21 protein-coding genes are annotated in these 21,602 nt (G+C 67.4%); 19 read left to right on the forward strand and 2 right to left on the reverse strand.

Annotated features, from left to right (window positions below):
- The first annotated feature begins 70 nt into the window (after nucleotides 1-70).
- Nucleotides 71-1,267: a glycosyltransferase gene (locus H0264_RS04095; RefSeq protein WP_181582722.1), complete on the forward strand. Its 1,197-nt coding sequence runs from the start codon at nucleotides 71-73 to the stop codon at nucleotides 1,265-1,267.
- A 37-nt stretch (nucleotides 1,268-1,304) separates the two neighbouring features.
- The gene (locus H0264_RS04100; protein WP_181582723.1) at nucleotides 1,305-2,000 is read left to right on the forward strand and encodes a maleylpyruvate isomerase family mycothiol-dependent enzyme; all 696 of its coding nucleotides are present in this window, start codon (nucleotides 1,305-1,307) and stop codon (nucleotides 1,998-2,000) included.
- Between the two features lie 92 nt (nucleotides 2,001-2,092).
- Here H0264_RS04100 and H0264_RS04105 read toward each other — a convergent pair whose 3' ends face one another.
- Both H0264_RS04105 and H0264_RS04110 read right to left on the reverse strand, forming a co-directional pair.
- Nucleotides 2,093-3,217 carry an acyl-CoA dehydrogenase family protein gene (locus H0264_RS04105; protein WP_181582724.1) on the reverse strand — a complete coding sequence of 375 codons (1,125 nt, stop codon included), beginning with the start codon at nucleotides 3,215-3,217 and terminating at the stop codon, nucleotides 2,093-2,095.
- Nucleotides 3,218-3,314: 97 nt separating this feature from the next.
- Nucleotides 3,315-4,508, reverse strand: a complete 1,194-nt coding sequence (locus H0264_RS04110; RefSeq protein ID WP_181582725.1) for an acyl-CoA dehydrogenase family protein — start codon at nucleotides 4,506-4,508, stop codon at nucleotides 3,315-3,317.
- 155 nt (nucleotides 4,509-4,663) lie between these two features.
- On the opposite strand from H0264_RS04110, the gene H0264_RS04115 reads away from it, so the two are divergent.
- From H0264_RS04115 to H0264_RS04195, 17 genes are all read left to right on the forward strand, one after another.
- Complete coding sequence (locus H0264_RS04115) at nucleotides 4,664-4,852, forward strand: ferredoxin (protein WP_181582726.1); 189 nt, start codon at nucleotides 4,664-4,666, stop codon at nucleotides 4,850-4,852.
- A 45-nt stretch (nucleotides 4,853-4,897) separates the two neighbouring features.
- Complete coding sequence (locus tag H0264_RS04120) at nucleotides 4,898-5,800, forward strand: 3-oxoacyl-ACP reductase (RefSeq protein ID WP_181582727.1); 903 nt, start codon at nucleotides 4,898-4,900, stop codon at nucleotides 5,798-5,800.
- Between the two features lie 300 nt (nucleotides 5,801-6,100).
- On the forward strand, nucleotides 6,101-6,865 hold the full coding sequence (locus H0264_RS04125) for an MlaE family ABC transporter permease (protein WP_181582728.1): 765 nt from the start codon (nucleotides 6,101-6,103) through the stop codon (nucleotides 6,863-6,865).
- Nucleotides 6,866-6,869: 4 nt separating this feature from the next.
- On the forward strand, nucleotides 6,870-7,721 hold the full coding sequence (locus H0264_RS04130; protein ID WP_181582729.1) for an MlaE family ABC transporter permease: 852 nt from the start codon (nucleotides 6,870-6,872) through the stop codon (nucleotides 7,719-7,721).
- Between the two features lie 125 nt (nucleotides 7,722-7,846).
- Nucleotides 7,847-8,977 carry an MCE family protein gene (locus tag H0264_RS04135; protein WP_231087224.1) on the forward strand — a complete coding sequence of 377 codons (1,131 nt, stop codon included), beginning with the start codon at nucleotides 7,847-7,849 and terminating at the stop codon, nucleotides 8,975-8,977.
- The gene (locus tag H0264_RS04140) at nucleotides 8,977-10,002 is read left to right on the forward strand and encodes an MCE family protein (RefSeq protein ID WP_231083961.1); all 1,026 of its coding nucleotides are present in this window, start codon (nucleotides 8,977-8,979) and stop codon (nucleotides 10,000-10,002) included. Before H0264_RS04135 ends, H0264_RS04140 begins: the two co-directional genes overlap by 1 nt.
- Entirely contained in the window at nucleotides 9,999-11,063 is a 1,065-nt protein-coding gene (locus H0264_RS04145; protein WP_181582731.1) for an MCE family protein, read from the forward strand. Before H0264_RS04140 ends, H0264_RS04145 begins: the two co-directional genes overlap by 4 nt.
- Entirely contained in the window at nucleotides 11,060-12,292 is a 1,233-nt protein-coding gene (locus H0264_RS04150; protein WP_181582732.1) for an MCE family protein, read from the forward strand. The genes H0264_RS04145 and H0264_RS04150 overlap by 4 nt, the downstream gene beginning before the upstream one ends.
- Nucleotides 12,292-13,521 (forward strand): MCE family protein, encoded by a 1,230-nt coding sequence (locus H0264_RS04155; protein ID WP_181582733.1) that lies wholly within the window; start codon nucleotides 12,292-12,294, stop codon nucleotides 13,519-13,521. The genes H0264_RS04150 and H0264_RS04155 overlap by 1 nt, the downstream gene beginning before the upstream one ends.
- Nucleotides 13,518-14,927: an MCE family protein gene (locus H0264_RS04160; RefSeq protein WP_181582734.1), complete on the forward strand. Its 1,410-nt coding sequence runs from the start codon at nucleotides 13,518-13,520 to the stop codon at nucleotides 14,925-14,927. The genes H0264_RS04155 and H0264_RS04160 overlap by 4 nt, the downstream gene beginning before the upstream one ends.
- Nucleotides 14,924-15,760, forward strand: coding sequence for a hypothetical protein (locus tag H0264_RS04165; protein ID WP_181582735.1), 837 nt, complete (start codon nucleotides 14,924-14,926; stop codon nucleotides 15,758-15,760). The genes H0264_RS04160 and H0264_RS04165 overlap by 4 nt, the downstream gene beginning before the upstream one ends.
- Nucleotides 15,757-16,245: a h domain protein gene (locus tag H0264_RS04170; RefSeq protein WP_181582736.1), complete on the forward strand. Its 489-nt coding sequence runs from the start codon at nucleotides 15,757-15,759 to the stop codon at nucleotides 16,243-16,245. The genes H0264_RS04165 and H0264_RS04170 overlap by 4 nt, the downstream gene beginning before the upstream one ends.
- Nucleotides 16,246-16,333: 88 nt before the next feature.
- On the forward strand, nucleotides 16,334-17,299 hold the full coding sequence (locus H0264_RS04175) for an oxidoreductase (RefSeq protein ID WP_181582737.1): 966 nt from the start codon (nucleotides 16,334-16,336) through the stop codon (nucleotides 17,297-17,299).
- A gap of 166 nt (nucleotides 17,300-17,465) precedes the next feature.
- A complete protein-coding gene (locus tag H0264_RS04180) occupies nucleotides 17,466-18,482 on the forward strand; it encodes a FecCD family ABC transporter permease (RefSeq protein WP_244976098.1) in 1,017 nt (338 codons plus the stop codon).
- Nucleotides 18,479-19,663 (forward strand): FecCD family ABC transporter permease, encoded by a 1,185-nt coding sequence (locus H0264_RS04185; RefSeq protein ID WP_181582738.1) that lies wholly within the window; start codon nucleotides 18,479-18,481, stop codon nucleotides 19,661-19,663. Before H0264_RS04180 ends, H0264_RS04185 begins: the two co-directional genes overlap by 4 nt.
- Nucleotides 19,660-20,520, forward strand: coding sequence for an ABC transporter ATP-binding protein (locus tag H0264_RS04190; RefSeq protein ID WP_181582739.1), 861 nt, complete (start codon nucleotides 19,660-19,662; stop codon nucleotides 20,518-20,520). Before H0264_RS04185 ends, H0264_RS04190 begins: the two co-directional genes overlap by 4 nt.
- Nucleotides 20,521-20,614: 94 nt before the next feature.
- Nucleotides 20,615-21,601 carry an ABC transporter substrate-binding protein gene (locus tag H0264_RS04195; RefSeq protein WP_181582740.1) on the forward strand — a complete coding sequence of 329 codons (987 nt, stop codon included), beginning with the start codon at nucleotides 20,615-20,617 and terminating at the stop codon, nucleotides 21,599-21,601.
- The last annotated feature ends 1 nt before the right edge of the window (nucleotide 21,602 follow it).

Here is a 21,602-nt window from a genome sequence, read left to right on the forward strand (position 1 = left end):
ACACATCATTTGCCCATCACGCGGTGGCGGGTGAGCCCGGCGTGCAAGAGTGACTGTTGGGAGGTGCCTGATGAAAAACAGCTACCTGGTCGCGCTCACCGGCAGTGGCGGGACGGTACCGCCGGAGTTGGGTGTGGTGCGCCGTCTGGTCGAGCGCGGGCATCGGGTCACGGTGCTCGCGGAGGACTCCATGGCCGCGGCGGTCGCCGCCACCGGTGCGCGGTTGCGGATTCGCGCGGGGGCGGGGTTCGCGCGCGAGACCGTCGACGAAATCGACAGTGCGGCACCGGATATGGTGCTCGCCTCCTACTTCGCATTCGGGGCGATGGTGGCCGCGCAGAGCCGGGGCGTCCCCTTCTCGGTGCTCATGCCCGGCATCTATCCGCTGCCCGTCGAAGGCTCCCCGCCGCCCGGATCCGGATTCACCCGCGCACAGGGCCCGCTCGGGCGCGCCCGCGACAATCTGGTCGGCGGCCTGGTGCAGCGCCGCTGGGATCAGGAACTGCTGCCACAGCTCAACGCCCTGCGCGCCGACTTCGATCTGGAGCGTCTGGCCCACTACCGCGACCAGGTGCAGCTGGCCCACCGTCAGCTCGTATTGTCCAGCGAGGCTTTCGATTTCCCGGCCCCGTGGCCGGATGGCGTCCGCTTCACCGGCCCCATCCTGGACGACCCGCACTGGACCCGGGACACGGAGTGGACGGTCCCCGACGGCGGCGCACCCGTGATCCTGGTTTCCCTGTCGAGCACGGACCAGCGCCAAACCGACTGTCTCCAGCGGATTGCCGACGCCCTCGGCCGTCTCCCCGTGCGCGGCGTGATCACCACCGGCCCCGCGGTACATCCGACCGCGCTCACCGCCCCCGCCAATGTCTCCGTCCTACCCGCGGCCCCGCACCTGCCGATCATGCGGCACGCCAGCCTGGTCATCACGCACGGCGGCCACGGCACCCTCATGAAGTCCTTCGCCGCCGACCTCCCCGTCCTGGTCCTCCCGCACGGCCGCGACCAAGCCGACAACGCCGCCCGGGTCCGCGCCCACAACGCCGGAATCACCTTGCCCCGCACGGCATCTCCGCACCGCATCACCCGCGCCGTGCAGCGGCTCCTGACCAGCCCCGCCCACTACCGCGCCGCCGCCCGCCTGGGCCGCACCATCCGTCAGGACGCCACCTCCGACCGTCTCATGCGCGAGCTCGACCCGGCGGGAGATCACCCAGGCGTGATATCCGAGCGCCTCTTCCCGGTCCGCGAATTCGAATCCTGACCCCCGCGCCCCCGCCGCCCCGGTTACCGTGACCAGCATGGATTTCCTGGCCGTCCTGCGCGACAAGCTCACCGCCTTCGGCGCCCTCATCACCCCCGAGGCCGACCTCACCACCCCCGTCCCCTCCTGCGGCGACTGGACCTTCTACGACCTCGTCGACCACATGGGCCAGGGCAACCTCTGGGTGGTCACCGCCGTAGCCGAGAACCGCGGCGACTACGAGGGCCCCGCCGCCCCCAAGGACCCCACCGACCTCCGCGCCTGGTACGACGAAACAGCCCACGCCATAGTGCAATCCCTCTCCGCCGCCCCCGAAACCCCCGCCTGGACCTTCACCCGCCTCCTCCCACGCAATGTGGCCTTCTGGCGTCGCCGCCGCGCCCAGGAAACCCTCATGCACCTCTGGGACGCCCGAAACGCCCTGGGCGCTCCCGAAGCCTTCGAACCCGCCCTGGCGGACGACGGCATCGCCGAGGTGTTCGAACTCTTCGCCCAGCGCATGATCGACCGCGGCCTGGCCACCACCCCCACCTCCGCCCTCCGCATCACCACCACCGACACCGCCCGCACCTGGACCTACGGCCCCGGCGAGCCGGTAGCCGAACTCTCCGGCCCCACATCCGATCTCCTGCTCGCCCTGTGGGGACGCAAGCCCGCCTCCGACCCGGGCTTCACCTGGTCCGGCGACCGCACCGCCGGTGAACGAGTCCTTGCCGGGCCGTTGGTGCCGTGACACCGACCCGGAAGTTCCCCGGAACGAGAGAGGCGGTGGCACCGGGTTGGTGCCACCGCCTCGCTGTGCCGTTGTGCGGCTGAAGGTTTACCTCAGTGCTGCGCGGCCAACTGCGCGCCGAGAGCGCGGAGGTGGTCGGTGGCCCCGCCGAGCGCGAATTCGTTGTGCTTCGCGGCGGTGAAGTACTGGTTGACGATGTGGTCACGGTCGATGCCCACGCCGCCGTGGACGTGGACCACCGTGTGCGAAACGCGGTGGCCGGCTTCGGCCGCCCAGAACTTGGCGGTGTGGATTTCGCTGGTGGCGTCGAGACCTTCGGCCAGGCGCCAGGCGGCCTGCTGGACCGCCAGGCGGATGCCCTGGACGTCGATGTAGGCGTCGGCCAGGCGCTGGGCGACAGCTTGGAAGCTGCCGATCTTGCGGGCGAACTGTTCGCGTTCGCGGGCGTAGTCGGCCACCAGTTCGAGGCCCTTCTCCAGGGTGCCGAGCTGCTGGGCGGACAGGCCCAGCCAGGCGCGCTGGAGGAGCCAGTTCAGGATTTCGGGGCCCTGGTCGAGGGTGCCGACCAATTCGGCCGGGGCGCCTGCGAATTCGATCTCGGCTTCGGGGGAGCGGTCGGTGACGATCTGGTCGGCGATGTGGACCTTCTCGTCGGCCAAGTCGACGAGGAAGACGGCCGGGACGCCGTTGGCCGTGGCGGGGACCAGGATTCGGGACGCCTGGCGGGCGAAGGGGACCGTGGTCTTGAGGCCGGTGATACGCCAGGAGCCGTTCTCGTCGGCGGTGGTGACGGGGTGCTCGGGCTCCCAGTTGCGCTCCTCGGACAGCGCCACGGTGAGGATGACCTCGCCGGTGGCGGCCTGGGAAGCCAACTCGCGCTGGGCATCCGAGCCGAAGGTCGCCAGCACGCCCGCGCCGAGGATGGCCGACCACAGGTAGGGGACGGCGGCCACGGACTTGCCGAGCTCGCGCAGGATGGCGATTTGCTCGAGGACGCCGAAACCGCTGCCGCCCACCGCTTCCGGGAGGGTGGCGGCCAGAATGCCGGTCTCCGCCAGCGACTTCCACAGCGCGTCGTCGTACCGCACGGTGGGCTCGCCCAGATCGGACTTGTTCTTGTCGAGTTCGCGCAGCTTGTCGGCGGTGACCAGCTTGCCGGTCACCTCGGCGGTGAGACGGGCCAGGTCCTGCTGCGCCTCGGTAAGGGTGAAATCCATTGGAGTTACCTTGCTTTCCGCGCCGTCCGGGTCAGGCCCGGAGGAGGCAGCTTGCGTAACCACGCAGGGCCCCCGGACGTCGCAATCTGATTCGGTATCAGCGGGCGGCGGGCGGCTGCTTGAGGGCGGTCATGGCGATGATGTCGCGCTGCACCTCGTTGGTGCCGCCGCCGAAGGTGAGGATCAGGCAGGCGCGGTGCATGCGCTCGAGCCGGCCGCGCAACTGCGCGCCGGGGGAGTCCTGGCGCAGGTACGCCTGCGGTCCGAGCACCTCCATGAGGCTGCGGTAGGTCTCGGTGGCCAGTTCGGTGCCGTACACCTTGCAGGTGGAGGCGTCCCAGGGCCGCGGCGCGGCCTCCCCGCCGGCGTCGGCGCGCGAGGCGATCTCCCAGTTCAGCAGCTTCAGGTATTCGACCTTGGCGTGCACCCGAGCCAGCGCGATCTGCACCCATTCCTGGTCGATGACGCGGGAACCGTTGGAGTTCTTGGTATTGCGCGCCCACTCGGTGGTCTGCGCCAGCGCCAGCGCCAGCGGAGCGGAGGAGGTCAGCGCGACCCGCTCGTGGTTGAGCTGGTTGGTGACCAGCGACCAGCCGCCGTTCTCCGGCCCGACCATGTCGGAGTGCTTGACCCGCACATCCTGGTAGTAGGTGGCGGAGGTGTCGGGCCCGGCCATGGTGTGCACCGGCGTCCAGGAGAATCCCTCGGCGGAGGTGGGCACGATGAACATCGAGATGCCCTTGTGCTTCTTGGCTTCCGGGTCGGTGCGGGCGGCCAGCCAGATGTAGTCGGCGTAGGCGATGAGGGAGGTCCACATCTTCTGCCCGTTGATGATCCACTCGTCGCCGTCGCGCACGGCGGTGGTGCGCAGCGAGGCCAGGTCGGTGCCGGCGCCGGGCTCGGAATAGCCGATGGAGAAATGCAATTCGCCCGCGGCGATCTTGGGCAGGAAGAACTTCTTCTGCTCCTCGGTGCCGTAGTGCATGATCGTCGGCGCGACCGAGTTGATGGTCAGGAACGGCACCGGGGCGCCGGCGATGGCGGCCTCATCGGTGAAGATCAGCTGATCCATGGTCGAACGGTCCTGGCCGCCATACTCTTTCGGCCAGCTCAGGGTGAGCCAGCCGTCGCGGCCCATTTCCCGGACCACCTCGCGGTACACATTGCCCGAGCCGTACTCGCCGGTCTGGGCCGAAAGTGCCTGGCGCCGTTCGGGAGTGATCAGCTTGGCGAAATAGTCACGCAGCTCAGCACGAAGCTGTTCCTGTTGCGGCGTGTAGGCAATCCGCATGGTACGTACCCCTAGCCTGAAGTTTCTGGTTCCGCCGATCATCGCACAGGGGGTGGAACTTGTTCCAGTAATAGGGTCCCCTAAGCCCATTCCGACTACCTCTGAACGGCGCTGCTTGTTACTCTCGGGCCATACCTGAGGTTAAGGAGTCACCTATGAAGGTCACCGTCGATTTCGACCAGTGCGAGGCGAACGGCATCTGCGTCGGAATCGCCCCTGAAGTCTTCGATCTCGATGACGATGACAATCTGCACGTCCTCGTCGACGAGGTGCCGAAGGCCGATGAGCACGATGTGAAGACCGCGGTCGCGCAGTGCCCGAAGGCGGCGCTGAAGCTCGCCTGAATCGGCGCTTGCCCGCGAAGTGGAACACGTTCTAGAGTCGGCCCGGTGAGCGATTCAGATGTGAGTCTTGCCGGCCGGGTTGCCATCGTCACCGGAGCCGGTGCGGGTCTGGGCCGGGCCGAAGCCCTCGAACTGGCCCGGGCCGGCGCGTCCGTCGTGGTGAACGACCTTGCCGAAAACGACGCCGTCAGCGCAACCCTCGCCGATATCCGGGCGCTGGGCGCGAAGGCGGAGTTCGTGGCGGGCAGCATCGCCGAGCGGTCCACCGCCGACGCCCTGATCAGCACCGCCGAGCAGACCTTCGGCGGGCTGGACATCGTGGTGAACAATGCCGGGATCACCCGGGACAAGATGTTGTTCAACATGTCCGACGAGGATTTCGACGCGGTGGTCGCGGTGCACCTGCGCGGGCATTTCCTGCTGACCCGCAATGCCGGGTCGTACTGGCGCACCAAGTCCAAGGAGGCGGGTGCGCCGGTGTACGGGCGCATCGTCAATACGTCCTCCGAGGCCGGCCTGCTCGGTCCCGAGGGGCAGGCCAACTACGGCGCGGCCAAGGCGGGCATCACCGCGCTGACCCTGTCGGCCGCACGTGCGCTGTCACGTTTCGGCGTGACCGCCAATGCCATTGCCCCGCGCGCCCGTACCTCCATGACCGAGAAGGTCTTCTCCGCGGCTCCCGAAGAGGGCCCGGATCCGCTCTCGCCCGATCATGTGGCGCGGCTGGTGGCCTACCTGGCCTCCCCGGCGGCCGCGGCCGTCAGCGGCCAGCTGTTCGTCGTCTACGGCCCGATGGTGGCGCTCATGGCGGCTCCGGTGGTGGAGCAGCGCTTCGACGCCGAGGGTGAATGGAGCACAGCGGGTCTTGCATCCACGCTGGGCGCATATTTCGCCGAACGTTCTTCGGGCGCCACGTTTTCCGCGTCCTCGCTGATGGATCTCGGATAATCCGGTCAATGTAACCGTCATCCGGGGTTTTTACCCTGTCCAGCGGTTGATCATGCGGTCGACAGTTGGTAGGAAGGATCAAACTGTGTGTGTGACGCCTCACAAAGGCGTCACACACATACCGGTGGTTGCCGGATGAACACGTTCTCGAAACTGGACACTGGTTCAGAAAGATTGCCTGTTCAAACCGGCGAAACCTTCCCGAATCGGATGAGAACGTGTTCTAATCTGTGAGCGGGACCGAGATCACATTCACATCTCGGGTGCTATAGCTAGGCAGGGGCAGGAGGAATAGCGGGAATGAATGAAGTCCTTGCCGTACCGCTGCGGGCGGTCGGAGGGTTCTTCGAACTCGCCGGTGCTGTCGCTCGCGCCGCGGTACGGCCCCCGTTCCAGCGACGGGAATTCATCGATCAAGCCTGGTTCGTCGCCCGGGTTTCCATCTTTCCGACCCTATTGGTCGCGATTCCGTTCACCGTCCTGGTGAGCTTCACTCTCAACATCCTGCTCCGGGAGATCGGCGCGGCCGACCTGTCCGGAGCCGGCGCGGCCTTCGGCGCCATCACCCAGATCGGCCCCATGGTCACCGTGCTCATCGTGGCCGGTGCGGGCGCCACCGCGATCTGTGCCGACCTCGGCGCGCGCACCATCCGCGAGGAGATCGACGCCATGCGGGTGCTGGGCATCGACCCGGTGCAGCGGCTCGTCGTCCCCCGCGTGCTCGCCTCCATGGTCGTGGCGGCCCTGCTCAACGGACTCGTGTCCGCCATCGGCATTCTGGGCGGCTTCGTCTTCTCCGTGTTCCTGCAGGACGTGAACCCCGGCGCGTTCGTCAACGGCATCACCCTGCTGACCCATCTGCCCGAGGTGATCATCTCCGAGGTGAAGGCCATGCTGTTCGGACTCTGCGCCGGACTGGTCGCCTGCTACCTGGGGCTGAACGTGAAGGGCGGTCCGAAGAGCGTCGGTGACGCGGTGAACCAGACCGTCGTTTTCGCGTTCATGGCGCTGTTCGTCATCAATGTCGTGATGACCGCCATCAGCGTCAAGTTGGCGGTGCGGTGATCCCATGGCTTTCGTGATCCAATCCCGGTTCCCGCGGGTGACGCGGCGTGTGAAGCGCACGTCCGACAGCCTGGACTCGGTCGGCAAGCACGCGGTGTTCTACGCGCAGTCGCTCGCCTCGATTCCCAAGGCGCTCGTCCACTACCGCACCGAGACCATCCGGCTCATCGCCGAGATCTCCATGGGCACAGGCGCACTCGCGGTCATCGGCGGCACCGTCGTGATCGTCGGGTTCCTCACCCTGGCGGCCGGCGGCACCATCGCGGTGCAGGGCTACAGCTCGCTCGGCAATATCGGCGTCGAAGCACTCACCGGCTTCTTCGCCGCCTTCATCAACGTTCGCATTGCGGCACCGGTGATTTCGGGCATCGGCCTGGCGGCGACCCTCGGCGCGGGCACCACCGCGCAGCTCGGCGCCATGCGCGTCTCCGAGGAGATCGACGCGCTCGAGGTGATGGCTATCCGGCCGGTGCCCTTCCTCGTCGGCACCCGCATGCTCGCGGGCATGCTCGCGGTCATTCCGCTGTACTCGCTCGCGGTCATCGCCTCGTTCATCGCGAGTCGCTTTGCGACAGTGGTGATCTACGGGCAGTCGGCCGGTGTGTACGACCACTATTTCGAGACCTTCCTGATCCCCAGCGACATCCTCTGGTCGTTCGCGCAGGCGATCTTCATGGCCATCGCGGTCATGATGATCCACACCTACTACGGCTATCACGCCGCGGGCGGCCCCGTGGGCGTCGGCGTCGCGGTGGGCAATGCGGTGCGCGCGTCCCTGATCGCTGTCGTCATGGTGACGCTGTTGATGTCGCTCGCCATCTACGGCACCTCCGGCAATTTCCATCTCTCCGGGTAGGGCGGGGCGACATGGTTCAAGAACATGCACGAGTGGCGAGTCCGATCGGCTCGCCCTTCGTCGAGAAACCCAGACCCAAAAGGGCTTCCGAACAGGGCTGGTTCATCAAGCTGGCCGGCCTCGGCATGGTGCTGGGCCTGGTCGCGATCGTCGCGATCTGCCTGGTCATGTTCGCGGGCGGCTTCGAGAACACCGTGAAGGTGACCGTCGCCGCCCCGCGCAGCGGCCTGGTGCTGGACCCCGAGGCCAAGGTGAAGATCCGCGGCGTGGAGATCGGCACGGTCTCCGGGATCACCACCACCGGCGACGGCGCGCGCATCGAATTGGCGCTGGACCCGGACAAATTGAAGATGGTGCCGGCCAATGCGCTGGTGGACATCAAGTCCACCACCGTCTTCGGCGCCAAGTACATCAACTTCGTGTCGCCGGAGAACCCGTCGGCCGAATCGCTGCGCCCGGGTGCGGTCGTGCAGGCCGGTGCGGTGACGGTCGAATTCAACACGCTCTTCCAGCATCTCAACGAGGTGCTGCTCAAGGTCGAGCCGGAGAAGCTGAACGCCACCCTGACCGCGCTGGGCATGGCCCTGGACGGTCGCGGTGAGAAGCTGGGCCAGCTGCTGGCCGACAGCGACGCGTACCTGCGCGAGATCAACCCGAGCCTGCCCGACCTGCAGCGCGATCTGCAGACCTCGGTCGGCGTCACCAACCTGTACGCGGACACCGTGCCGGATCTGTTGCGCACCACCGGAAATATGACGGTCACCGCCGAGACCATCGTCGACGAGACCGCGAACTTCGATCGCGTGCTGCTGAACCTGATCGGCCTGGCCAACGACACCGGCGCCGTGCTCGACGAGAACGCCGAGCCGCTGGTGACCGCGCTGAATCTGTTGCGCCCCACCGCGGAACTGCTCAACGAGTACAACCCGGCGCTGTACTGCCTGGTCGTCGGCGCGGCCGACGGGCTCGAGCGCGGCAACCAGATCTTCGGTGGCCTGGGCCCGTACGTGAACCTGAACGCAGGCTTCATGCCCGGCGGCACCCCGTACGAGTACCCGAAGGACCTGCCGAAGGTGAACGCCACCGGTGGCCCGCACTGCGAGAACATTCTCGACCGGGTGCCGGGCAGCCACTCCAACTATCTCGTCACCGACACCACCGAGGGATACGTGTGGACTCCGCCCACGGGCACGAGCCTCAACGGCCCCCGGGTGTTCCAACTTCTGTTCGCCGGATTGCCGGGGGTGACCAACTGATGCGGATCAAACCGCACGCGAGCACCGTGAAGCTGGGGATCTTCACCCTGGTCATGGTGCTGATCCTCGCCGGGCTGGGGGTGATCTTCAGCCAGGTGCGCTTCGCCGCCTCGACGAGCTATCACGCGATCTTCACCAGTTCGTCCGGGATGCTGCCCGGCGCGAAGGTGCGCATCGCCGGTGTGCCGGTGGGTTCGGTGGATCGGGTGTACGTCAAGGACAACAAGGCGTACGTCGATTTCGACATCGACAGCAAGTACCGCATCTACGCCGGCACCCAGGCCGCCATCCGTTACGAGAACCTCGTCGGCGACCGCTATATGGAGCTGATGGACGGGCCCGGTGACGCGCAGCCGCTGCGTGAGGGCTCCACTCTCGGCTTGGATCAGACCAAGCCCGCACTGGATCTGGACATGCTGCTCGGCGGCTTCAAACCGCTGCTGCGCGGGCTGAATCCGGATCAGGTGAACGATCTGACCGGCGCGCTGCTGCAGGTGTTCCAGGGGCAGGGCGGCACGCTGGTGGCGCTGCTCAACAGCGGTGGCTCCTTCAGCAAGACCCTCGCCGACCGGGACGCGTTGATCGGCAGCGTGATCGAGAACCTGAAGACCGTGCTCGGCACCATCGACGCACACAATCAGGAGTTCTCGACCACGTTGACCGAATTGCAGCGCCTGGTCAGCGGTCTCGCTGCCGACAAGGATCCGCTCGGGGCCGCACTGCCCCGATTGGCCGGAGCGACAGGCGATCTCACCGGGCTGCTGCAGCAGGTGCGCCCGGATCTCAAGGCCGACATCGAACACCTCGGACGCCTGTCGGCCAATCTGGATGACAAGCGCGACGACGTCCAGTACGTGATGGATCTGCTGCCCGAGACCTACAAGAAGCTCATCCGGATCGGCTCCTACGGCTCGTTCCTGAACATGTACGTCTGCGGCGCGGACTTCCTCGTCACCGCACCCGACGGCTCGACGAAGGTCATCAACGCGCCGGGTGGGGAAACGGCCGGAAGGTGTGCCAAGTGAACGGACAACGCTCTCCGCTGATCAATATCGGTGTCGTCGGCATCGTGCTGGTCGTGACGATCTGCCTGACCGCCCTCCAGTTCGACCGGCTGCCGTTCGTGCGCGCCGGGGCCGAATTCAACGCCTACTTCGCCGATGCCGGCGGCCTGCTGCCCGGGGATCCGGTGCAGGTCGCGGGTGTGCGCACCGGGCGCGTGGAGGAGGTGGAGCTGGACGGCCCGAAGGTGAAGGTGCGCTTCACCCTCGACGAGTCGATCGTGCTGGGCGGCAAGACCACCGCGGCCATCAAGACCAATACCCTGCTGGGCCGCAAGTCCCTGGAGGTGACGCCCGCGGGCACCGGAGCCATCCGCAAGGACGACGTTATTCCGTTGGACCGCACCACTTCTCCGTATTCGCTCAACGATGCCCTCGGCGACCTTGCGACCACGGTGAAGGGGCTCGACACCGATCAGGTGAACGAGACCCTGGACACCCTGTCCGAGGCGTTCGCCGACACACCCGGGCCGCTGCGCTCGGCGCTGGACGGCATCAGCGCGCTCTCACGCAGCCTGAACACGCGTGACCAGGCACTGCTCGACCTGCTCGGGCACGCGCAGAATGTCACCAGCGTGCTGGGTGAGCGTGCGGCGCAGATCAATTCGCTGCTGGTCGACGGCAACAGCCTGCTCGGCGAGCTCGATGCCCGGCGTGCGGCGCTGAGCCAGCTCATCGTCTACGTGAACGGATTGGCCCAGCAGCTCACCGGTTTCGTCAACGACAACGAGGCGCAGCTGAAACCGACTCTGGACCGGCTGAATTCGGTGCTGGAGCTGTTGCAGAACAACAAGGACAACCTGAGCAAGGCGCTCATCGACCTCGGCCCGTTCGAGGCGGCGCTCGGCGAACAGGTCGGCAGCGGCCCGTACTTCCAGGCCTACCTGTCCAACGGGTCGGGCAAGGCGTTGCAAACAGTGATCGATGCGATGGTCTGGCCGGAGCATCTGCCCAACGATCTGCGCGAGTGGCTGCTGAACCCGCCGCCCTCGATCAACCCCGCACTGGTGGAGCCGCCGAAGTGAACGCAATTCGAAAAGTTCCTCGCTGGGCGCGATTGGTCGCCGCGGGCCTCGTGGTCGCCCTCGGGGCCTGGGTGGTCTACGGGCTGGTCTCCGATATCGGCAAGAAGCACATCACCGCGTACTTCCCGTCCACCACCGGTCTGTACGACGGGGACGAGATCCGGGTGCTCGGCGTGAAGGTCGGCACCATCGACTCCATCGAGCCCGGCAAGGACGGCGTCAAGGTGACGATGACCGTCGACCGTGGCGTCGACCTGCCCGCGGACGCCAAGGCCGTGGTCATCTCGCCGTCGCTGGTGTCGGCGCGGTTCATCCAGCTCGCGCCCGCCTACGACGGCGGTCCGAAGATGGGCGATGATGCGACGATCCCCGTGGAGCGCACCGCGATTCCGGTGGAGTGGGACGACATCAAGGCGGAGCTGACCAAGCTGTCCACCGCGCTCGGCCCGATCGGCGAGGACGACAAGGGTTCCTTCGGCCGCGTGATCGACACCGCCGCGGCCAATCTCGGCAACGGCAATGCCGAGTCCTTCCGGACCACGCTGCGGGAGCTGTCCAGCACCCTGAACACGCTTTCCGACGGCCGGACCGACCTGTTCGGCACCATCCGGAACCTGCAGCAGTTCGTCGACGTGCTGTCGAAGTCCAATGATCAGATCGTGCAGTTCGGCGGCCGGCTCGCCTCGGTGGCGTCCGTGCTGGCCAATGTGTCCACCGATCTCGGTGCGGGACTGGACAATCTCGATATCGCCATCGCCGATGTGAAGCGCTTCCTGGACGAGCGCGGCGACGCGCTCACCGAGAGCGTGCAGCGGCTGGGCGACGCCACCCAGGTGCTCGCCGACCACAAGCCCGAGCTGGAGCAGATCATGCACTCCGGCCCGACCGCGCTGGCGAACTTCTACCAGCTCTACAAGCCGGCGCAGGGCACGCTCACCGGCTCGCTGGCCGCACCCAACTTCGCCAACCCGATCGTGTTCCTGTGCGGGGCCATCGAGGCGATCGAGGTCAACGATTCGCAGAAGAGCGCCGACCTGTGCAAGCAGTACCTCGGACCGGTCCTCAATACGCTCGTCATGAATTACCCTCCGCTGCTGCTCAATCCGGCGACCCAGCAGAACGCCTTCCCGCAGCAGCTCACCTACAGCACGCCGGAGCTGGCGGGCCAGGTGCAGACGGGCAACGCGCCCACCAACCTCGCCGAGATCCTCACCGGAGGTGGGCAATGATGAGCCGCCGAATTCGACTGGCGGGCATGGCGATCGGACTGGTCGCCGTGCTCGGGGCCAGCGGATGCGAATGGGACGGACTGAACTCGCTGCCGCTCCCCGGCGCCCAGGGCGTCGGAGAGGACTCCTGGCAGGTGCGCATTCAAATGCCGAATGTCACCATGCTGACCCGCAATTCGCCGGTCAAGGTGAACGACGTGTCCGTCGGCACCGTCACCGACATCGAGGTCGAGGACTGGCACGCGCTGGTCACCGTGGGCCTGGAAAAGGGCGTTCAGCTGCCGGCCAACGCCATCGCGCGCATCGGCCAGACCAGCCTGCTGGGCAGCAATCACATCGAGCTGTCCGCACCGAAAGATGTTCCGGCACAGGGCACCCTGAAGGACGGCGACCTGATCCCGCTGGATCGGGCCGGCGCCTTCCCGACCACCGAGCAGACGCTGTCCTCGCTGTCGGTGGTGCTCAACGGCGGCGGCATCTCCCAGGTGGAGACCATCACCCGGGAACTCAACGCCACCTTCACCGGCCGCACCGACGCCATTCGCGATCTGCTGCCGCAGCTGAACACGCTGACCAGCACGCTGGATCAGCAGACCGGTGACATCATCGCCGCCATGAGCGGACTCGACCGCTTCGCCGGCACGCTGGCCCAGCAGAAGGACGATGTCACCCAGGCCATCACCACCATCCACCCGGCCCTGACCGTGCTCGCGGACCGCCGCGAGAACATCACCAAAGCCATTACCTCCCTGGGTGATCTGAGCGCCGTCGTGCAGCGGATCATCGATCAGGGCGGCGAGGACCTGAAGGCCGACCTGGCCAATCTGGAGCCCGCGCTGAAGTCGCTGGCCGACACCGGCGGCAAGCTCGCCGACTCGCTGCAGTGGCTGCTGACCTTCCCCTTCCCGATGAAGAACATCGACAAGGTCATCAAGGGCGACTACATGAACCTGTGGATGACCGTGGATCTCACTGCCTCCCGGCTGGATTCGAACTTCCTGACCGGCACGGCGCTCGGCGGCACCTACGGCGGCGTGCAGGCCACCCTCGGGTACGGGATCCCGGCCACGGCCGCGGGAATCGGTGACCCGCTGCAGGATCCGTACAAGACGCCGGCCGAGACCACGGCTCCGGCGCCGACCATCGCTGGGCTGCCGCCGATTCCGGGTCTGCCCGCCATTCCGGGGCTCACCGTGCCCGCGACCGGACAGGGGGGTACCGGACAGTGAAACTCACCAAGTTCGTCAAGATCCAGCTGGCGATCTTCTCGGTGCTGACCGTGATCGGCCTGTCGGTCATGGGTGGCGAATATGTGCGGCTGCCCGCCATGTTCGGCATCGGAACCTACACCGTCACAGTCGAACTGGCGGCTACCGGCGGTCTCTACGAAACCGCCAACGTGGCCTACCGCGGCACCAATGTCGGCAAGGTGGACGAGGTCCGGCTCACCTCCAAGGGGGTCGCCGCGAAACTGTCCATCGACAGCGACTACAAGGTCCCCGCCGATATCGACGCCTACGTGAAGAGCGTCTCCGCGGTCGGCGAGCAGTACGTCGATCTGGTGCCGGTGGAATCGCCCAAGGGCGGGAATCTGCGTGACGGCGCGGTGATTCCGATGGAACGCACCAAGCTGCCGCAGGACGTCGGGGCGATGCTCGATCAGGCCGACCGGCTGCTGTCCACCGTCGCCGACACCAAGCTGCAGGAGGTCATCCAGGCCGCCTTCACCGCCTTCGACGGTGCGGGACCGGAATTGCAGCGCTTCATCGACTCGGCCTCCCTGCTGGTGCAGGAGGCCAAGGCGAACGCGGAGCCCACCAAGGATCTGCTCGCCAAGCTCGGTCCGCTGCTCGACACCCAGGTGCAGTCCGAGGACTCCATCCGCAGCTGGACCCGCGACCTGGCGACGCTGACCGACCAACTGCGCGAACATGATCCGGCGCTGCGGTCGGTGCTGCAGAGCGCACCGTCGACGGTGCAGAAGGTGAACCAGACCTTCCAGGACCTGAAGCCCACGCTGCCGATCGTGCTCGCGAACATGATCAGCGTCGGACAGGTCGGCGTCACCTATCACGCCGGTGTCGAGCAGATTCTCGTCATCTATCCGCCGTTGCTGTCGGGGCTGCTCACCGCGATTCGCGGGCCCGTCGAATACGGCGCGATGGTCGACTTCATGCTCGGCCTGAACGATCCGCCCGGCTGCACCACCGGCTTCCTGCCGGCCGAGGAGCGGCGCTCGCCCGCTGAGTGGGACCAGATTCCCACGCCCGCCAATATGTACTGCAAGGTGGCGCAGAACGCCAACGAGGCCGTGCGCGGTATCCGCAATACGCCGTGTATGGAGGTGCCGGGCAAGCGGGCGCCGACTCCGGAACTGTGCCGTGACCCGCAGGGTTACGTGCCCGAGGGCACCAACCCGCCCTTCGGCGATCCACAACCTGTTGACAACACCGGTCAACCGACCAGTAACCTGCTCGGTAACCAGACGTCCCCCTTCATCGGACACTCCGATCCGGTCACCGGCAACTTCGTCGGACCCGACGGCAGCGTCTACCGGCAGGGGGGTATCAACCCAGATGGTTCCACCAGGGTGCCGTCGAGCTGGCAAGAAATGCTTCAGGAGCCAACACGATGAGCGAAACCGCAGCTAATCGGAGCCGCACTCGGCGGCGAGTCAGTCGACAGGCCGGTCCACCGGCCGAGGACAGCGCCGCCGTCGAGATCCGGGAATCGGTTGCCGCCACGGTGGAACCGGCGCCGGCCGAGGACGCCGCCGCCGCACCGGCGGTGGAACTCGTGAAAGACGCTCCGACAGCTGTGGATTCGGCCGCGAAGGCCGAGCCTGAAGTGGTGGTGGACGCCGAGCCTGAGACTGTGGCGGTTCCGGCCGCCGAGCCCGACGCCGCGGCGGACGCGGCTCCGGCGGCGGAGGCCGACGGCGAGGAAAAGCCGAAGTCCAAGCTGCGCAACCTGTTCGGCTCGCTCGGGCGATCGGGCACGATCGCCGCGGCGGTCGCGCTGGTGTCGGCGCTGGTGCTGCTGGCCTCCGGTGGCGTGTTCTTCTACCACCAGAATCGGGCCGACGCGCTGGAGACCCGGCGCGCCGACTACATTCAGGTCGCCAAGCAGGCCTACATCGACATGACGACCATCAAGGACACCACCGCGGGCGCGGACATCGACCGGCTGCTCACGGTCGCGGGCGGCTCGCTCGAGAACGAGTACTCGCAGAACCGGGATCTCTACAAGCAGATCTTCGAACAGCTGAAGGTCAACTCCACCGGCACGGTCGTCGCCGCCGCGATCGAGACCGACGACGAGAATTCGGCCGATGTGCTGCTGCTCGCCAAGCAGACCATCTCCAATACCGCCTCCAACGGCCCGATGCAGAAGGACTACCGCTTCCGGGTCCATGTGCAGCGCGAGGGCGATTCCCTGTCCGCCACGTCCGTGGAGCTGGTGCCGTGAAAACCGATAAGCGTTCCCTCCTGATCGCCGCCGCCGGTGTCCTTTTCGTCGCGGCCGTCGCCGTCGCCTCGCTGACCGCGTGGACCTTCTGGTCCGACCGGCAGGCCGAGCAGAACCGCGCATCCTCGGCGGAGGCGGCGCAGCGCACCGTCGAGGCGCTGTTCTCCTACGACTTCAACAATGTCGACAACCAATTGGCCACGGCCGCAGAGAATCTGACCAGCACCTACCGTGACGACTACATGAAAGTCATCGCGCAGCAGGCGATTCCGGCCGCCAAGGAAACCAAGCTCACGGTCCGGACCACCGCGCAGGCCAGTGGCGTGATCAGCACGTCGCGGGACAGCGCCACCATCCTCGTCTTCGCGAATCAGCTGTTCATGCGCGGTGATTCCGATCAGAAGACGATCACCGGCTCGCGCCTGCAGGTCGAACTGACCAAGCAGGACGGGCAGTGGCTGGTCTCGAACATTATTCCGGTCTGAGTTCCGCCCGTCGTCCGGTTGCGGCGCGCCCGCGTCGATCTCGAACTAATCTCCTCGGAGAGAACAAGATCGACGCAGGGGCAGTGCTTTGGGTAAGACGACGACGCCGTGGACCGCGGCCGACATACCGGATCTGAGCGGGCGCACCGCGGTGGTCACCGGAGCCAGCGCGGGATTGGGGCTGCAGACCGCGCGCATGCTCGCCGAGCGCGGCGCACAGGTGGTGTTCGCCTGCCGTGACACCGAAAAGGCCACGGGGGCGGTGGGATTGATCCGGCAGACGGCGCTGGATGCCGAATTGCCGGTGCTGGAACTGGATCTGACCTCACTGGAATCGGTGCGCACAGCCGCCGACCGGCTGCACGACCTGGTCGGCGGTGTCGATCTGCTGATCAATAATGCCGGGACCCTGAATCTGGAGCGGACGCTCACCGGCGACGGGTTCGAGAACACCTTCGCCACCAACCATCTCGGGCCGTTCGCTTTCACCGGGCTGGTGCTGGATCTGTTGCTCGCCGCGCCCGGTGCGCGCATCGTCACGGTCTCCAGCGGAATGGCGGAGTCCAAGCGGTCCCCGCTCGACCTCGACGACCTCGCGTTCGAACAGCGGCCGTACAAGGCCACGGTCGCCTACGCGCAGTCGAAACTGGCGAACCTGATGTTCAGCCTGGAGCTACAGCGTCGCTTGAACGGGACCGACATCGAATTGTCCGCTGTCGCAGCGCATCCCGGTATCTCGATCACCGAGTTCCCGCGCAATCTGCCGCTGGCCGTCCGCATCCTCGCGCACCCGGCCCTGCGCTGGCTGTTCACCCCGATCCAGCAGACCGCCGCCATGGGCGCCCTGCCGACCCTGCGCGCCGCCGTCGACCCCACCGTGCGGGGTGGTGAATTCTTCGGCCCCACGGGCAAATTCAAGGGTTATCCGGTGCCCCTCGAGCCGGTGGCGCAGGCGATGGACCCGGAGACGTCCGCCGCGCTGTGGGCGGCCTCGGAGAAACTCACCGGCGTGACGTTCGACTTCGGCGGGCGGCAGTCGACCGAATCGGCCTGAATCCCAGGGGGCGCGTGATCGGGTGCCAGACGGCTGTCGAACGTGTACCGGCGATGTCGCCGACGAGGGGGTGTGCCGCATGAACCCTCAGTAGCGGTGCTGGTTGTCTGCTGGTGGGACGACGGTGTTGACAGCATAAGGGTTGCCTAACCTAAAGTCATCGCCCGTGACTGCTGTGGATACCGCCCGTGCGCCCGCGCTGCGGCGTGGCCTTCCGATGCTAGGCATCGGGATCGCCGCGCTGCTGGTGTGCGTTGTGCTCAGCCTCGCGCTGGGGGCGCGGTCGGTGCCGGTCAGCACCGTCGTGCAGGCGCTGCTCGGAAATGGGCAGGGGCGGGACGCGCTGGTGGTGACCGGAATGCGGTTGCCGCGCACGATCGTCGGGCTGGCGGTCGGAGCGGCCCTGGGGCTGGCCGGAGCGGTGGTGCAGGGGGTAACCCGGAATCCGCTGGCCTCGCCGACCACGCTCGGAATCAATGCCGGTGCGGGACTCGCGGTGGTGACCGCCATCTACGCCCTGGGACTCACGCACCCGGCGCAATTCGCGGGATTCGCCTTCGCGGGAGCGGCTGGGGCCGCGGCCTTCACACTCGCGCTCGGCCGACGGTCGGGGGATCTGGACCCGGTGCGGCTGGTTCTCGGCGGGACCATGCTCCAGCTGGTGCTGGTCTCCTGGACGTCGGCGATCATGCTGCTCAGCGAACGCACGCTCGATGAGGCGCGGTTCTGGCTGGCCGGATCCATCGCCGAACGTGATCTCGGCACCTTGATGCCGCTGCTGCCGACCATGATCACCGGCGCGGTTGTGGCGCTCGCGATCGGTCCGGCGCTCAATGCTCTCGCGCTCGGTGATGAAGCCGCGACAGCGCTCGGACTGCCGGTGGCGCGAATCCGGTTGGCGGGCATGGCCGCCGTGGTGTTGCTGGCCGGATCCGCCGTCGCCGTCGCGGGGCCGATCTCCTTCATCGGGCTGGCTGCTCCGCACCTGGTGCGGCTGGTCATCGGTGGCGACCACCGTCTCCTGTTGCCCGGCTGCCTCATTGCTGGTCCGCTGTTGTTGCTTTCGGCCGACATCATCGGACGTCTCGTCGCCCGGCCCTCCGAAGTGGAGGTGGGTATCGTCACCGCCCTCCTCGGCGCGATCCTGCTCGCGGTGCTCGCACGGCGGAAGACGGTGCAATGAGGGACAACCGCCGCGCACTCGCCGAGACGTCGCGTTCCACCGCCGGGACCGATCGGGCGGGTTCCCCTGCCGAGCAGGGGAAATCCTTGGATCCGGCAGTCGAGACATTCGATGTGCGGTTCTGCTCGCTGGAGCCGGTCGCGGCACGGCGGTACAGCGGGCGTTCCGTGAACTCGATTGTGCGGCAACGCAGGCGGGTGCTGGTGTACGGCATCGGCTGTGTCGCGGTGCTGGCAGTCCTCGCGACGGTCGCACTGGTTTCCGGCGAGATCGCGATGCCGGTGCCGACCGCGCTGTCCGCCGCGCTGGGTATGGGCGATGCGGGTGACGTGTACGTCGTGCAGCAGTTTCGAGCGCCACGGCTGGTGGCCGGGGTGATCGCCGGGGCGGGGCTCGCGGTGGCAGGCGCGATCCTGCAGCGATTGTTCCGGAATCCGCTGGCGTCGCCGGATGTCATGGGTGTCACCGGTGGCGCGTCGCTCGGCGTGGTGCTGATTCTGGCGTTCGGGGCCAGTCAGGCGGCTATTCCGTTCGGGGCGTTGGCCGGCGGTGTGCTCGCGGGTGTGCTGCTCATCCTGCTCGGAAGCAAGGCCGGGTTGCCGGTCGCGCGGCTGGTGCTGGTCGGGCTGGCCGTGCAGGCCGGACTCCAGGCGGCCGTGAATCTGTTCGTGGTGCGATTTCCCCGGGAGCTGGCGTCCTCGGCGACACAGTGGACAGTCGGATCGCTGTACGGGCGCACCTGGACCGAAGTGCAGGGCGCGGCACTCGCGCTCGCGGTCGTGCTGGTGCTCGCCTTCGTGCAGTACCGGACGTTGGCGACACTCGATCTCGGTGACGAATCCGCCGGGGCGCTGGGCATTTCGGTGCCGAGTGCCCGGCTGCGACTGCTCATGACCGCGGTCGTGCTGGCCTCCCTGGCGGCTGCCATCGCCGGGCCGATCACCTTCGTGGCGCTGGCCGTGCCGCAGCTGGTGCGCATGCTGGTCGGACCGCCCAGCGCCCTATCGCTTTTCGTCACCGGACTCGCTGGGGCGGTGCTGCTGGTCGGCTGTGACCTGGTGGCGCAGCATGTTTCGCCGGTCACCGTGCCGGTGGGCATCGTCACCGCCACCATCGGCGCGCCCTGGCTGTTGATACTCATGCTGCGCGAGAGCAGCCCGGCCCATCGGAGGACCGCTTGAGCGCGAATGTGCTTGCCACGCAAGGGCTCGCCTTGCATTACGGCGAGCGGGTCATCATCGATGGGCTGGATCTGGAACTGCCCGGCGGGGCGGTCACCGCCATTGTCGGACCCAATGCGTGCGGCAAATCCACGCTGCTGCGGGCGCTGTCGCGGCTGCTGCGGCCCAGCGGCGGCGCGGTCACGCTGGACGGGGCCGATATTCATCGCATGTCGGCGCGGGCGCTGGCGCTGCGGCTGGGATTGCTGCCGCAGCAACCGATCACGCCGGAGGCCATTACCGTGGAGGCGCTGGTGCGGCTCGGGCGGTACCCGCATCAGCGGTTGCTGCGGCCCTGGTCGGCCGGAGATCAGGCGGCGGTGGACGAGGCCCTGCGGCGCACCGGCACCACCGAACTGCGGGACCGGCAGGTCGATCGGCTCTCCGGCGGTCAGCGTCAAAGGGTATGGATCGCACTGGCTCTCGCACAGGACACCGATCTGCTGCTGCTCGACGAGCCCACCACCTTCCTGGACCTGCGCCACCAGCTCGACGTGCTCGATCTGGTCGCCGAATTGCACGCCGACGCCGACCGCACCGTGATCATGGTGCTGCACGACCTCGGCCAGGCCGCCCGCTACGCCGACCACCTCGTGGTGCTGCACGACGGCCGGCTCGCCGCCGCCGGTCCGCCCGCCGAGATCCTCGACGCCGAGCTGGTGCGCACCGTCTTCGGCGTCGACTGCCGGGTCATTCCCGACCCGGAGACGGGCACGCCGCTCGTCGTCCCGGCTCGCCGCGCGGCCCGCTCACTGCTTCCGGGAACCGTTGCCGCCCAAGGCGGTGGGCCCGAGCCCACCGCCGTCGCTCCGGTCTGACGTCCGGAACCGCACGTCCACGCCGCCGCCCGTTCGGGCGGCGGAGCACCACCCCACGAAATGAGGACTCACCTTGTCCAGACGAGGATTCGGCATGCCCGGAACCGGCCGGGTCATTGCCGCGCTGGCCGCGGCCGCCATCGGCATCGCAGGGCTCTCCGCCTGCGGATCCAGCTCCACCACAACGGATTCCGGTGCTTCGGTGGCCGGGCGCGGGGAGTTCCCGCGCACCCTCGACACCGTCAAGGGGCCGGTGACCATTCCGAACGCGCCGCAGCGGGTGGTGGTGCTCGACACCGCCGAACTCGATTCGGTGACGCTGCTGGGCGTCAAGCCGGTGGGAGCGGTGGTGCCGCACACCAAGACTCGCGGTGGGTTCCCCGATTACCTGGCGGACAAGGTCGACGGTGTCACCGATGTCGGGCCGCTGCTGGAACCGAACCTGGAGCGCATCGCCTCGCTGAAGCCGGATCTGATCCTGTCGTCGAAGGTGCGGCACGAGAAGATCTACGACAAGCTCTCGGGCATCGCGCCGACCGTCTTCACCGAGACCACCGGCAGCACCTGGAAGGCCAATCTGGCCGTGCACGGTAAGGCCCTGGGGCTGGAACAGCAGGCCGCCGACGCGCTCAGCGCCTACGAGGGCCGGGCGCGGGCGCTCGGGGAGAAGATCAAGACTGCCAACAACGGTGCGCTGCCGTCGGTTTCGGTGATCCGCTTCCTGGCCGGACCGACCCGGCTCTACCTGAGCAACTCCTACAGTGGCACCGTGATGGCCGATATCGGCCTGGTCCGCCCGGCCGCGCAGGTCTCCACCGATCCGAAGAAGATCATGCAGGAGGTCAGCGCCGAGCAGATCGACCTGGCCGACACCGATCTCATCTTCGTCGCCACCATCGACGACCCGAGCAAGACCGAGAAGGGCACTGTCACAACGAGTCCGGTGTGGAAAGACCTGCCCGCCGTGCGCGGCGGCAAGGTCTTCGAAGTGGCGGACGAGACCTGGATGTCGGGCATCGGCGTGCAGGCCGCCGACCGCATGCTCGCCGACGTGGCCAAGGCCACCGGCGTGCAGCAGTAAC

This window comes from Nocardia huaxiensis (assembly GCF_013744875.1).
GTDB classification, from domain to species: domain Bacteria; phylum Actinomycetota; class Actinomycetes; order Mycobacteriales; family Mycobacteriaceae; genus Nocardia; species Nocardia huaxiensis.